The 13,051-nt window shown below is 47.5% G+C and carries 13 protein-coding genes; all 13 read right to left on the bottom strand.

Translation table 11 applies throughout. The annotated features are described in order from the left end of the window. Positions 1 to 569: 569 nt before the first annotated feature. Positions 570 to 1,868, bottom strand: coding sequence for an adenylosuccinate synthase (locus METBU_RS0100070; protein WP_017838689.1), 1,299 nt, complete (start codon positions 1,866 to 1,868; stop codon positions 570 to 572). A 12-nt stretch (positions 1,869 to 1,880) separates the two neighbouring features. Then, complete coding sequence (locus tag METBU_RS0100065) at positions 1,881 to 3,071, bottom strand: ATP phosphoribosyltransferase regulatory subunit (RefSeq protein WP_017838688.1); 1,191 nt, start codon at positions 3,069 to 3,071, stop codon at positions 1,881 to 1,883. A gap of 98 nt (positions 3,072 to 3,169) precedes the next feature. Then, positions 3,170 to 4,027 carry a protease modulator HflC gene (gene hflC, locus METBU_RS0100060; protein ID WP_017838687.1) on the bottom strand — a complete coding sequence of 286 codons (858 nt, stop codon included), beginning with the start codon at positions 4,025 to 4,027 and terminating at the stop codon, positions 3,170 to 3,172. Further along, positions 4,027 to 5,214 carry an FtsH protease activity modulator HflK gene (gene hflK, locus METBU_RS0100055; RefSeq protein WP_017838686.1) on the bottom strand — a complete coding sequence of 396 codons (1,188 nt, stop codon included), beginning with the start codon at positions 5,212 to 5,214 and terminating at the stop codon, positions 4,027 to 4,029. Before hflK ends, hflC begins: the two co-directional genes overlap by 1 nt. Before the next feature lie 305 nt (positions 5,215 to 5,519). Continuing rightward, entirely contained in the window at positions 5,520 to 6,782 is a 1,263-nt protein-coding gene (gene hflX / locus METBU_RS0100045; RefSeq protein WP_017838684.1) for a ribosome rescue GTPase HflX, read from the bottom strand. A 19-nt stretch (positions 6,783 to 6,801) separates the two neighbouring features. Further along, complete coding sequence (hfq, locus tag METBU_RS0100040; RefSeq protein ID WP_014149491.1) at positions 6,802 to 7,041, bottom strand: RNA chaperone Hfq; 240 nt, start codon at positions 7,039 to 7,041, stop codon at positions 6,802 to 6,804. A gap of 250 nt (positions 7,042 to 7,291) precedes the next feature. After that, the gene (locus tag METBU_RS0100035; RefSeq protein WP_138767188.1) at positions 7,292 to 7,843 is read right to left on the bottom strand and encodes a hypothetical protein; all 552 of its coding nucleotides are present in this window, start codon (positions 7,841 to 7,843) and stop codon (positions 7,292 to 7,294) included. Between the two features lie 55 nt (positions 7,844 to 7,898). Next, on the bottom strand, positions 7,899 to 8,681 hold the full coding sequence (locus METBU_RS0100030; RefSeq protein WP_017838682.1) for an alpha/beta fold hydrolase: 783 nt from the start codon (positions 8,679 to 8,681) through the stop codon (positions 7,899 to 7,901). Between the two features lie 2 nt (positions 8,682 to 8,683). Next, on the bottom strand, positions 8,684 to 9,406 hold the full coding sequence (locus METBU_RS0100025) for a DUF445 domain-containing protein (RefSeq protein ID WP_017838681.1): 723 nt from the start codon (positions 9,404 to 9,406) through the stop codon (positions 8,684 to 8,686). A gap of 79 nt (positions 9,407 to 9,485) precedes the next feature. After that, on the bottom strand, positions 9,486 to 10,667 hold the full coding sequence (locus METBU_RS0100020) for a BaiN/RdsA family NAD(P)/FAD-dependent oxidoreductase (protein WP_017838680.1): 1,182 nt from the start codon (positions 10,665 to 10,667) through the stop codon (positions 9,486 to 9,488). A gap of 147 nt (positions 10,668 to 10,814) precedes the next feature. Then, a complete protein-coding gene (locus METBU_RS0100015; protein WP_017838679.1) occupies positions 10,815 to 11,135 on the bottom strand; it encodes a hypothetical protein in 321 nt (106 codons plus the stop codon). Between the two features lie 35 nt (positions 11,136 to 11,170). Continuing rightward, positions 11,171 to 11,404: a TIGR02647 family protein gene (locus METBU_RS0100010; RefSeq protein ID WP_017838678.1), complete on the bottom strand. Its 234-nt coding sequence runs from the start codon at positions 11,402 to 11,404 to the stop codon at positions 11,171 to 11,173. Positions 11,405 to 11,660: 256 nt separating this feature from the next. Continuing rightward, the gene (waaA, locus tag METBU_RS0100005; protein ID WP_040575383.1) at positions 11,661 to 12,941 is read right to left on the bottom strand and encodes a lipid IV(A) 3-deoxy-D-manno-octulosonic acid transferase; all 1,281 of its coding nucleotides are present in this window, start codon (positions 12,939 to 12,941) and stop codon (positions 11,661 to 11,663) included. Between the last annotated feature and the right edge of the window lie 110 nt (positions 12,942 to 13,051).

Here is a 13,051-nt window from a genome sequence, read left to right as displayed (position 1 = left end):
AGCAACACCGGTTTCCGTAAGTCCTTGATTTATGAATTTCGGCCCGAAAATCGCTAATTTCGCCTGGTGTGTATAAGCCGGTAGCGGTCAAGTCATTTTTTGATTTTTTTACTATCGACAAGCCTTAACTTAACTGCAGCAGTTAGTCCACTAAAGCCACGAAATACACGAAAGTAATCAGCGACATACTTTATTCCCTTGAATCACCCATCGGATGAACAGTTTAGAAAGCATAACTATTTAAATATTATCGTGATTTTTGTGTATTTCGTGGACAAAACGCTTTTTTTGGATAAAGTTATGCCTTTCGTGCTTCAAACTTCGGCAGTCCCTGAGAAGGCGCCGAGGTGCTCGGCAAAGGCTTTGCCAGCATGGAGCTGGCTAGAGCCTACAGGGACGTATTCACGGCGTCCTTTGACGGGCAACCCCTGCGCAGAATTTTGATCTACGAGGGGTATAGCTAAATTTTGAGTATATGGGAAATAATAAATGAACCGGGCGCTTAGTCGTGCCGGTGGAATCACAGAAACCGCCCGGCATAAACCGGGCGTTTCCGTGTGGAGCTTTTGTCAATCGCAGTTGAACGGATGTTCCAGCATGATGGTTTCGTCACGGTCGGGACCCGTGGATAGGATCGCTACTTTGACGCCGACCAATTCTTCGATACGTTTGATATAGGCTTTCGCGTTTTCCGGCAATTTGTCGTATTCGGTCACACCTTCGGTGCTATCGCTCCAACCCGGCATTTCTTCGATGATCGCTTCACAAGCCTGATAACGATCGGCGCCTAACGGAGCGGTTTCGGTGACTTCGCCATCCAGTTTGTAAGCAGTACAAATGCCGATTTTTTCGAGACCGTCGAGCACGTCGAGTTTGGTCAGGCAAATGCCGGTTAAGCTGTTCAATTGGGCGGATTTGCGCATCGATACCGCGTCGAACCAGCCGGTCCGGCGTTTTCGACCGGTCGTCGCACCGAACTCATGACCTTTCACCCCGAGATGCTCGCCGATGTCGTTCATCAATTCGGTCGGAAATGGACCGTTGCCGACCCGGGTCGAATAAGCCTTGGTAATACCCAACACATAATCGAGATTCAACGGACCCACACCGGTACCAGTTGAGGCGCCTCCGGCCGTCGTATTGGATGATGTCACATAAGGATAGGTCCCGTGATCAATGTCGAGTAATGCGCCTTGTGCGCCTTCGAACAATATTTTTTTACCGGCGTTTTGATACTTTGAGAGTACGTCGCCGACATCGGCTAACATCGGCTTTATTTGCTCGCCTTGAGCCAGAACTTCGTCGAGTGCTTGGTTGAAATCGACCGCGTCGACTTTATAATAATTGGTCAGCATAAAGTTGTGATAATCGAGCAATTCGTTCAACTTGTCACTGAAGCTGCCGACATCGAATAGGTCGCCGGCGCGCAAACCTCTACGTGCGACTTTGTCTTCATAAGCCGGACCAATGCCGCGCCCGGTAGTACCGATGGCTTTGTTACCGCGCGCCAGTTCGCGAGCCTGATCGATCGCGACATGAATCGGTAAGATTAATGCGCATGCCTCGCTAATCAGCAGTCGATTCTTGACCGAAATACCGGCCTTTTCGAGAATCTCAATTTCTTCGAGTAAGGCATTCGGGGCCAATACCACACCGTTACCGATCATGCATTGCACGTCTTTTCGCAGAATACCGGACGGTATCAGATGCAAGACTGTCTTTTGCCCTTGAATGACCAAGGTATGACCCGCATTGTGGCCGCCTTGAAAACGGACAACCGCATCCGCCTGATCGGTCAGCAAATCGACCAGTTTACCCTTTCCTTCGTCACCCCATTGAGTGCCGATGACTACAACATTTTTTCCCATGATGATTCCAAATTAAGCGATAGCTTTAACAACCCAGTCGGTATTTTTTTTTTCCAAAATCGAGGTGTACCCAAGTTCTTTGTAGTTTCCGGTCTGTCCGGGCAATTCACGGATGACGGTCCTGCCCTCGGCGCGTAAATCCCGGATTTTTTCGGCCAACTCGCGGTTATCGGTAGCAGGAGCAAAAATAATTTCCGGCCGCTCAAGCGGAATAATATCCTTACTCAAAACCGACAATAATTTTAAATCGGCGCTAAATCCGGTAGCGGGCCTAGCCCGTCCGAATACTTCACCGATATTGTCATAACGTCCGCCTCTAGCTATCTCGCGCCCTACGCTCGGCACGAAGGCCGCAAACACAACGCCGGTATGATAGCGATATCCTCGGAGTTCGGCCAAATCGAAACTCAACGGCAAATCAGGAAAAGCTGCCGCCAATTGATCGGCAATCGCTTGCAAATCTGCCAAGGCCCGTTTTACGGCATCGCCGGCATCGGCAAACACGACTCGTGCTTGCTCGAGTGTTTCGTAACCACCATTAAGTTCCGGCAACCTGAGCAACATTGTTTTCAGTTGTTCATCGAGAGCTAATCCTTCGATGAGTTCTCGGATTTCCGGCCGCGCTTTTCGCTGCAACGCGTCGAACAATGCGGCTTCGTCGGCATCGGTCAATTCAGCCTGTTCCGATAAGGCTCGATAAATACCGACATGCCCTAAGTCGAGATGAACGTTTTTCAAGCCGGACATCGCCAACATTTCCAACATCAACGAAATCACTTCGACATCGCTCTCACGGCCTTCGTGGCCGTATAATTCTGCACCGATCTGCATCGGGCTCCGGGTTTTTTCCAACGGGTCGCCGAGCGTATGCAATACAGTACCGACATAGCATAAGCGGGCCGGCGCACAATTATTAAGGTTGTGTGCATCGATACGTGCAACTTGCGGCGTCATATCGGCACGAATACCCAACATTTCACCACTCAGTTGATCGGTTAATTTAAAAGTTTGGAGATCCAAATCATGGCCGGACCCGGTCAACAGAGAATCCAAATAATCGATCATTGGCGTAATGACCAGCGAATAACCCCAACACGAAAAAACATCCAATAACTTCCGTCTGAGGTTTTCCAGATGCTTGGCTTCAGCCGGCAAGACCTCTTCGATACCGTCGGGTAAAAGCCAAGTATTTTTTTGTTGCATTTTTTACGTATCCACTCAAACAAAACGCCCCGTAAAGACGGAGCGTTAGCATTGTCAATTGTCCAATCGAAGTGATTGAACGTTATATTAGCCAGTCTTTATTTCTGAGACTTGAAGTACTTAAAGAATTCCGATTCCGGGTCAATGACCATCAAGCGATCAGGATCGCTAAATGTCTCTTTATAAGCATTGATACTACGGTAAAAGCTATAGAATTCAGCATCTCTTGAAAACGCTTTAGCATAAGTATCGGCCGAAATCGCATCGCCTTCGCCTCGTAGTTTCTCGGCTTCTCTAAAGGCTTCGGCAAGAATTACGACGCGTTGTCTATCGGCGTCGGATCGAATGCGTTCAGCCGCCTCGGAACCTTGAGAGCGAAACTCCCTAGCTACCCGTTCACGCTCGGCTTCCATCCTTCTAAATACAGAGCTACTGACATCAGGCGGTAAATCGATACGCTTGACTTGAACGTCAAGGATTTCGAGACCTAAATCCGCTGCTATCTGCGTGGTTCTATCAATCAAGATTTGCCGTATCGCTTTTCGGTCGGTCGCAACTAACTGCGTGATATCCCGTCTACCGAATTCGCTGCGGAAGGCATCCTTGATAATCTGATCCAGTCTTAAATTAGCCTGATTGATATCACCGCCAACTACGGTATAAAAGGCCTTGACATCACCGATTCGCCATTTAACAAAAGAGTCGACGATTACGTTTTTCTTTTCAGCGGTCAAAAAACGCTCCGGCGATGTATCCATCGTTTGAATACGACTATCGAACTTTTTGACATTGTTGATGATTGGCCATTTGAAATGAATTCCAGGCTCGTAATCGTTTCTGACAATTTCACCTAATTTGAATTTAATCGCTTTTTCGGTTTCCGATACGGTAAAAACGCACATCAACCCAACGAACAAGATTGCAGCGACACCGATTAAAATTTTATTCAAAGTCATTAGCGTCCCCTTCCTTCACGTCCGCGAGTAGTGGTTCGAAAAACCGGATCGATCGGCCTAGTTTGCGTCACGCTGCCGGCTTGAGATTTTTGCGCGGTTTCATCCGTTGGAGATTGTTTAATTATTTTATCCAATGGTAAATACATCAAGTTATTACCGCTTTTAACATCGAGGAAAACGGTATTGGAATGGGTCAATACGCTTTGCACCGATTCGATGTACAAGCGCTTACGCGTCACTTCGGGAGCCTTTTTATACTCGCCTAGCAAAGCCAAGAAACGACTCGCCTCACCTTCCGCTCGAGCTATCACCTGTTGTTTATAACCTTCGGCTTCCTGCATTTTTCTTGCCGCGGCACCACGCGCTTTCGGAATCACATCGTTCGAATAAGCTTCCGCTTCATTGATTAAACGCTGCTGATCTTCACGAGCCTTGATCGCATCTTCAAACGCCCCCTGAACTTGCTCAGGCGGCTGGGCATCCTGCAAGTTAACACTGGTTATTTGCACGCCGGACTTATAAGAATCCATGACGTCCTGAATTTCCTCCCGGATTTGCGCCACGATTTCGGTACGTCCTTCGGTCAAGACAAAATCCATTTTACTTGAGCCGACCACACCACGCTGAGCCGCTTCGGTCACCTGTTTTAATGTGATCTCAGGGCTAACAACGTTGAACAGGAAATCCTTCGCATCCTTGACTTGATATTGCACAGCCAAACGAACATCGACGATGTTTTCATCTTTAGTCAACATCAATGCTTCTTTTGGGACCGACCCCAACGTTTGCTGAGCACCTCCGCTACGATAACCGACTTCGATAAAACGTTGCCGTCTGACATTGACTAATTCAACGCTTTCGATCGGTACGGGAATGTGCCAATTCAAACCGGCCTGCGTCGTTTCGGTATATTTACCAAAACGCGTCACGACACCGTGATTACCTTCATCGACGATATAAAAGCCGCTTAACCCCCATAGAACGACAGCACCTCCGATGAGAAACCCGAAGCCTTTCATTGATGCGCCAGGCGAACTGCCGCCGCCACCGCCACCGCCGCCAAAAATTCCGCCGATCTTTTCCTGAAGCGCTCTGATCGCTTCATCCAGATCCGGAGGGCCTTTATCGTCTCCTCCACGACCGCTCCAAGGATCTTTTTTACCGCCGCCAGGCTCATTCCAGGACATAGCTATGCTCCGTTTGGATTTTCTTAAATTAAACATTAAAAGATGTCTATCACAGTAAAATAATAAACCGGTGATACGAAAAATCATCATTCGTAACCGATTTAATTACTCAATAAACCTATAAAATTAAACAAATTTATTTTAATTCTCACGTTTTGAGCTTGTTCTTGATGACCGATTCCGATAAAAAAGGCCATTACGAAGAGAACAATAAACGCTTAGTTTACAGATAATCATTAATTCGGGGATTATCCTAAAAAAACCACTATTATACAAACCTGCTTATCGAGATTAGAATATTCATTCTAAGCCTCCAACTTATCAACCGATTTCAAAACACCCAAATGCTTTTTATCGATTTCGACCAGTAGCTCCCATCCTCCGGTAGCGCTCACTTCTTCCTCGAGGACCGTTCCTAAACGAAAAAGCTTCGCTCGAACATCGCCTTGAGTAGGCGAAAGATTGATCTGTCGTCGCACTTTGCTGGAAGCAAAAATTTCGGCTAACACCTGGTAAAGCAAATCGACACCGACACCGGTTTCGGCCGATAACCAGACTCTCAAGGCATTGCCTTCATCATCCCTATCGACATGCGGCTCAATATCCGGCAACAGGTCAATTTTATTAAACACTTGCAGCTGCCTAATTTCATTCGCTTCGATATCCTCTAAAACCTGGTTAACTTGTGCGATGGTTTCATCACGGTCTTCGGCATTGGCATCGATCACATGCAGCAGCAAATTTGCCTCGCTGGCCTCTTGTAACGTCGATCTGAAAGCGGCAACCAACTCATGAGGCAAATGCCGAATGAATCCGACGGTATCGGCCAAGACAATTTCAGCGTTATTAGGCAATGCGCATTGACGTAACGTTGGATCGAGGGTCGCGAATAACTGATCGGCCGCATAAATTGCCGCACCGGTCATCGTATTAAATAGCGTCGACTTTCCCGCATTGGTATATCCGACCAACGAAACCGACGGAATTTCGGCTTTCTTACGCTTGCTTCGCCCTTGATGACGCTGTTTGGCGACTTTCTCCAAGCGGCGTTGAATTTGCTTGATTCGAATCCCCAAAAGCCTACGGTCGGTCTCGAGCTGCGTTTCGCCGGGCCCCCTTAAGCCGATGCCCCCTTTTTGCCGTTCCAGATGCGTCCAACCGCGAATCAGGCGCGTGGATAAGTGCCGTAATTGAGCCAATTCGACTTGAAGTTTGCCCTCGAAGGTTTGTGCGCGCTGCGCAAAAATATCCAAGATTAAACCGTTGCGATCGACCACACGAACTTCCAACGCTTTTTCGAGGTTGCGCTCTTGGCTCGGTGACAAAGGGTGATTAAATAAGACAATATCGGCCGAATAATCGCTAATGGCCTGCTTGAGCTCCTCAAGCTTTCCGGTACCGATAAAATATTTCGAATCGGGACTTTGCCGGCTACCGGTCAACACATAAACCGGATCGGCTCCGGCCGACTTAGCCAACTCTTTCAATTCCGAAAGGTCTTCGGGTGAAGTATGTAAAGTGAGGTGAACGAGCACGGCCCGTTCACCGGCATTAGGACGCTCAAACAATCAAGCGCTCCTTGTATCGTTAATCTTCAATGAGTTCGTTTTCACGGGTGATTTTGACGGGTTTTCCTGGCACGATCGTTGAAATGGCATGCTTATAAACCATTTGGCTGACCGTGTTCTTTAACATAATGACATATTGATCGAACGAATCGACGCGACCTTGCAGTTTGATTCCGTTCACTAAAAAAATCGATACAGGGGTATGCTCTTTTCTGAGTGTATTTAAAAAATTATCCTGCAAATTTTGCCCTTTCGACATCCGCTTTCTCCTTATTATTTTCAGCTAGCCTAAATAAACTATGAATACACTATACCAATACTTTTCAGTAAGTCTAACTTAATTCATAGACCATTTTAACCGGTTTTTAATACTCTTGGACAATTATTAACCAATGGCACACAGATCGCCCTCAGCAATCAAGCCTGCCTGGAGTTTTTTTATTGTCAAATGCCGGCTAGATTCAACACTGATGATTGTTTAATCAAAAATAATCCTATAGGGAAAATTTTCAATAAACAACTTTTGAACGACTATGTAACAATTTTTCCCGGCACTTAACAAAGTCATCATAGCTTTCCAAAAACTTAATCGGTGATACCGATACCCTAATTTCGCGCATATCTAAGACCGTCGATGCCCGCACATAGACAAAGGTCGGTGCGTTGCCTCGCAATAATGCATCGAGCATATCTTCCGCCGCGTCGCCATACACACTGAGACGATCAAAATCTCGGCCATGCGCGGCACCATCTAAATAAACCGCATGATTAGGTGACGCTAGCTCGTTATGTATCCAAGGCGCCGTTGCTTCGGTGACATTCGCCTTAATGATATCGGCCTTAACTCGTCTTTCCTGCAATGAGAATGCTAACTCAGACCCGGCTCGATGACTAAACACCGCCGAGCCATAATTGGGAATGGTTTGTTTAAGACGGCATTCCGATTGACCGCTTTCCACATCCCATTTAGCCTCCATCATAGGTACTTCATAATACTCGGCATAAGCCTTTGCAGTCGAAACAATCAATAATAATACAATCAACCCACTATAAAGTTTCATATTCATAACCCGGTCGTTTTGTCCATATACGGATGGTATCGGCAAACTAGGCGGATTATTTAAACTGATCCATGACAAAATCCTCGACTACCTTGACGAAACACTCGGGCTGTTCGGCATGCAACCAATGCCCGGCATTCGCAATCGTTGCGACAGCCGCGTTAGGGAACAGTCCCGAAATGGCTTCGGGTCGAAAATAAGCGGAATTTTCTCCGGCGATAAACAACGCATCTCCGGTAAAACCCGCCACCCCCTCGACCGAAGGAAAGCCGACGATATAATCGGCCGACTGTTGACAATAATCCAGATTGATTCGCCAAGTATACTGCCCATCCCGCAGTATTAAGTTTTGCAATAAAAACTGCCTGAAGCCAATATCGGGAATCGCCTCAGACAAAAAATCGTCAGCCTGCTTACGATTCGAAAGCGATGCCAAAGGCAAGCGGTCAAGCGCCTCGATAATACGATCGAAATTGTGCCTATAAGCGACCGGCGCAATATCCGCGACTAACAAACGCGACACCCGCTCGGGATTGTTGAGCGCAAACCACATCGCGGTCTTGCCGCCCATACTATGCCCAAGCAAGGTAGCCGATTCCAAATCCAAACAATCCATGAATGCCGCCAGGTCGGAGGCCATCAGCGGATAATCCATCTGCTCGGCATGCGGCGATGCGCCATGATTACGCTGATCCGGCACATAAACGCGGAAACGCTCGGACAAACGCTTGGCAATTTGCCTCCAATTGCGTGACGAAGCTAAGAAGCCGTGCAAGATGACCAATGGCGGCGCGCGCTCATCGCCGAATGCTTCGTAATGTAACTGAATATCGCTCATGATTATATAAAACTGAATGCGGCACCGATCAAGCCGCCGAAAACGCCTCCCCAAACCACAAGCCAGCCCAAGTGTTGACGGATAATGGTCCGCACGATCTCCTTGACTAACTGAGGCGTTAATTGATTCAAGCGTTTATCGATAACTGTCTCGATTTTATCGACAATATCCTCGCCAATCTTATGGGCGTCCAAACTATGATGTAAAGCCTCCTTGAAGCGCTCCGAATCGACCGTTTCGGTCAAAATGAGCTTCATTTTCTCGGTAAAAGGCTCTTTGAGCGGCTTCAGCGCCTCTTCTCCACCCATCATCATCAGCATGCCGCCGAACGAAGAGTTCATAATCGAAGCAACAAGACCCTCGTAAACCCGTTCATAATCGACTGCATTCAGTATCGGCTCTAAATTCAATACCTTGCCGCCCTCCCGCTCTTCTTTTTCGATAAATTGCTCGATATTTTCGACGGTAAAAAACTGTTGCATCATCAGCAACTTGATCGACGATTTAAACTCCTCGAAGCGATTAGGTATGACACCGGAGCCATATAACAACGGCACTTTTTCAAACAACATATGCACGGCCAACCAATTGGTAATCGCACCCGACAATGCAAAAAAACCGACCGCCTTCGTTAAATCTTGTTGTACCGGGCACACATAGCCGGTAACAACGATCAAAACCGCCAGCAAGTTCGTGATTAAACTTTTGTTGAATAACTTTTTCATGATGATTTAAACAATAATAATCTTTTCAACGGACGCAGTATCCGGGAGTATGGGGACGATATCATCGGTTTCAAGCCGTTTAAACATATTGCCCGGCACACCAACCCGACGACCAAGCCCATTGAAAGTTATAACCGCCGAGCCAACCGGTCACATCGAGCACTTCGCCGATGAAATACAAACCCGGCACATCATGACAGCCCATCGTTTTCGATGAAATCGCGTTACAATCGACGCCGCCCAGTGTCACTTCGGCGGTGCGGTAGCCTTCCGTCGCGTTCGGTTTGATCGTCCAATGGCTGATACAGTCGGTAATAGCATCGATTTGAGCGGCCGATAAATCCGCCATATTACTATTCAGCAACTTTTCCTCGATTAGACAGGCGAGCAAACGTTTCGGCAATAATTCGGCCAGCATGGTCTTTAACGCAGCTTTTGACTTTGTCGTTTTAAGCTGCCAAAGATGCTCGGCAAGATCGGTCTCGGGTAATAAATCGATCGTCAACGACTGTCCGGGACGCCAGTAATTCGAAATCTGCAGCATCGCCGGCCCGCTTAGTCCCCGATGGGTAAACAACAAATTCTCGGTAAAACTTTGCTCGTAACAACTCACCCGGCATAACAGTGCGATACCGGAAAGTTCGGACAATCGCTGCTTGTCATCCGGTTGTAGCGTAAATGGAACCAGGCCCGCCGAAGTCGGCCAAACTTTAATACCGAATTGTTCAGCGACTTTATAGCCGAAGGGCGACGCGCCCATTTTAGGAATCGACAGACCGCCGGTAGCGATCACCAGCGAGCGGCATAAATAATTTTGCAGCTTGGTTTTAATCAGGAATTGTCGATCGGAACGATGCTCAATGGCTTCGATGCGGGTATTCAAGTTAATGTCGACACCCACCGAATCGCACTCGGTCAAAAGCATATTAAGAATATCCTTGGCGCTGTCATTACAAAACAGACGACCGAATTCTCGCTCGTGATAAGGAATGCGATAACGCTGAACCCAATCCAGAAAATCCCATTGTGTAAATCGACTCAAGGCCGATTTACAAAAATGCGGATTATGGGAAATATAATTGTCCGGTTCAACCGAATAATTGGTGAAGTTACAGCGCCCGCCTCCAGACATCAGAATTTTTTTACCGGGCTTTGCGGCTAATTCCAACACTTTCACATTGCGCTTGCGCTTACCTGCTTCGATGGCACATATTAACCCGGAAGCGCCCGCACCGATTACGACGACATCGGTTTCCACCATAGTTGATATCCGGAAAAAGCGGCGAACTATACAAGAACCGCAATCAAATCACCAGACCTCGAGTCAATCGGAGTGAAAAATTAGCCTTGTAGGATATGCATAAGCGACAAGCGCACTTGAAAAAGCGAGACCGCCCCACAATCACCCTTAGAAACTTTTTTGTTCGGTATAACCCTCCGGCTCATGCATGACCACAGCGCCCAATTCGGCGAATTGAAACAAACGCATTGCGCGTTCGCCGTTATAATCGAGCACTCGCAAAGGGCGATCCGCACTTAATTCTTGTTCGGCCTTTTCGAAATGATGTCCATAGCGCTCTCTGGCCAACGGCACAGGAATTTCATAGGCGACAAACTTTTCTACGCCCTTACCTGCCAGCACTGCTAAAAACGACTGATCGTCGACTTGCGAACGATCCGTCAACACGACCATCGTGCCGCTACCGGAGAATAATAAAAATACTTTCATCGTTTAAGCCTCCCGAAAACCCGTAAGCAACATCCTCAACCGGAGGTAAGAATAATATGACAAGCTTGCGCATGCTCGGCTGCCGTTCGGCCGAGATCGGTCAAATATCCGCCATCCGCTTGCGTTACCAAGCCTTTTTGGTACAAACGCGCTACTGCATCAATTACAGAGGCATCCGCATCCTTATGAATTTTGATTCCCTCGAGTGTCGTCGTCAGATTGTAATGCAGCAAAATATTGAGTTCGTCCACTAATTCTTGTTTGAGCATGTATGTTCTCCATTTATTATTAATATCATTAGACCACAGAATAAGCGGTAAGCGGTAAGCGGTAAGCGGTAAGCGGTAAGCGGTAAGCGGTAAGCGGTAAGCGGTAAAATGATGCAGTATTTAAATCGCTTGTCAAGCGCCGATTCACCTTTCACCTTTCACCTTTCACCTTTCACCTTTCACCTTTCACCTTTCACCTTTCACCTTTCACCTTTCACCTTTCACCTTTCACCTTTCACCTTTCACCTTTCACCTTTCACCTTTCACCTCTATTACATCCGCTTAACGAACCGATCAAGGCCACAACTTTCTCCAAAGCCCCTCTGTTGTCTGCAACAAATTGCAATCCCTTTTGGGCCAATGCATCACGCGCCGCTCGATTTTGATAGATATTACCTACATTAAACAGGATTTCCGCTTCGTTGTAACATTGAACCGCTGCTTCAGCGGCTAAGACATTGGATTGAATTTCTCTGAAATTATCCATGTAAGGACCGAACATCACCGGAACTCCAAGCGCCGCCGGCTCTAAAATATTGTGCCCTCCGACCGGCACCATACTGCCGCCGACAAAAGCCAAATCGGCAGCAGCATAAAACAGCTTCAATTCGCCCATGCTGTCCAACAAAAATACATCGGTTTCATCCGCACATTTCAACCCGGACGAACGGCTTATCGGTTTTAAATCATTGCCGGCAACCAGACGCTCGACTTCGGAAAACCTTTCAGGGTGACGAGGCACAAGCAATAGCAGCAACTCAGGTATAGAGGCTTTGAGCTTCGGATAAAGGCTTAAAAAAATCGCTTCTTCGTTTTTATGCGTGCTGGCGATAATCCAAACAAAACGTCCGGCGAAGTATTCCTGCTTCAGCTGCTTACCTCGATCCAGGAATTGCGGATCGATATCGATATCGAACTTCAAATTGCCAACCGCTTGAACACGCTCTAGTTCCGCGCCGATCGACACGAATCGTTCGGCATCCTCCTGCGTTTGAGCGGCAATTTGACTCACGCAAGCAAGCGCCGGCTTAATCAGGCTCGGAATTTTGGCGTAACCGCGCGCGGATCTATCGGACAATCGAGCATTGACAATGCATAACGGAATATCCTTTGCCGCACAGGCTGCAAATAGATTGGGCCAAATTTCGGTTTCCATGACAACGCCAAGCTCGGGCTTGAATGCGGCAATAAACCGCGCGACCGAACCGGGCGTATCGTAAGGAAGGTAAACATGAGTGACAGAATCGGCCAATACAGCCTGAACACGCGCGGAACCGGTCGGCGTTGTCGTGGTAATCAGAATCTTTTTTGCGGGATAATCTTGCTGAAGGCGCTTGATTAACGGAAAAGCTGCCTCGACCTCTCCGACCGATACGGCATGAAACCAGATAAACGGACCTTCGAAACGGCGCCGATACAGCCCAAGTCTCTCCCAGTAACGATTACGGTATTCGGGCGCCTTAATGCTGCGCCAAAGCAATCGCCCAAAAATCAGCGGCAATAATAAATAAAAAACGGCGGAATAAATAACTCGCACGATATTTAGCCTTAACATTCCGGAAAAAAGGGAGGACACTACTTCGTTTAATCCTAAATCCGGCAGTCAGTCCACGAAAATTACGAAATACACAAAATTAATCATACGAT

This window comes from Methylotuvimicrobium buryatense 5G, from assembly GCF_000341735.1.
In the GTDB taxonomy this organism is placed as follows: domain Bacteria; phylum Pseudomonadota; class Gammaproteobacteria; order Methylococcales; family Methylomonadaceae; genus Methylotuvimicrobium; species Methylotuvimicrobium buryatense.
Note: the sequence above shows the minus strand (reverse complement) of the source record. Positions and strands in the feature narration are given on the sequence as shown.

What these genes read in the sequence shown, in the direction of transcription:
- METBU_RS0100010 (WP_017838678.1), bottom strand. Translation starts at nt 11,404, where the DNA reads ATGCTCAAACAAGAATTAGTGGACGAACTCAATATTTTGCTGCATTAC.
- METBU_RS0100070 (WP_017838689.1), bottom strand. Translation starts at nt 1,868, where the DNA reads ATGGGAAAAAATGTTGTAGTCATCGGCACTCAATGGGGTGACGAAGGA.
- METBU_RS0100035 (WP_138767188.1), bottom strand. Translation starts at nt 7,843, where the DNA reads ATGAAACTTTATAGTGGGTTGATTGTATTATTATTGATTGTTTCGACT.
- hfq (WP_014149491.1), bottom strand. Translation starts at nt 7,041, where the DNA reads ATGTCGAAAGGGCAAAATTTGCAGGATAATTTTTTAAATACACTCAGA.
- hflC (WP_017838687.1), bottom strand. Translation starts at nt 4,027, where the DNA reads ATGACTTTGAATAAAATTTTAATCGGTGTCGCTGCAATCTTGTTCGTT.
- METBU_RS0100065 (WP_017838688.1), bottom strand. Translation starts at nt 3,071, where the DNA reads ATGCAACAAAAAAATACTTGGCTTTTACCCGACGGTATCGAAGAGGTC.
- METBU_RS0100015 (WP_017838679.1), bottom strand. Translation starts at nt 11,135, where the DNA reads ATGAAAGTATTTTTATTATTCTCCGGTAGCGGCACGATGGTCGTGTTG.
- METBU_RS0100025 (WP_017838681.1), bottom strand. Translation starts at nt 9,406, where the DNA reads ATGAAAAAGTTATTCAACAAAAGTTTAATCACGAACTTGCTGGCGGTT.
- hflK (WP_017838686.1), bottom strand. Translation starts at nt 5,214, where the DNA reads ATGTCCTGGAATGAGCCTGGCGGCGGTAAAAAAGATCCTTGGAGCGGT.
- METBU_RS0100020 (WP_017838680.1), bottom strand. Translation starts at nt 10,667, where the DNA reads ATGGTGGAAACCGATGTCGTCGTAATCGGTGCGGGCGCTTCCGGGTTA.
- METBU_RS0100030 (WP_017838682.1), bottom strand. Translation starts at nt 8,681, where the DNA reads ATGAGCGATATTCAGTTACATTACGAAGCATTCGGCGATGAGCGCGCG.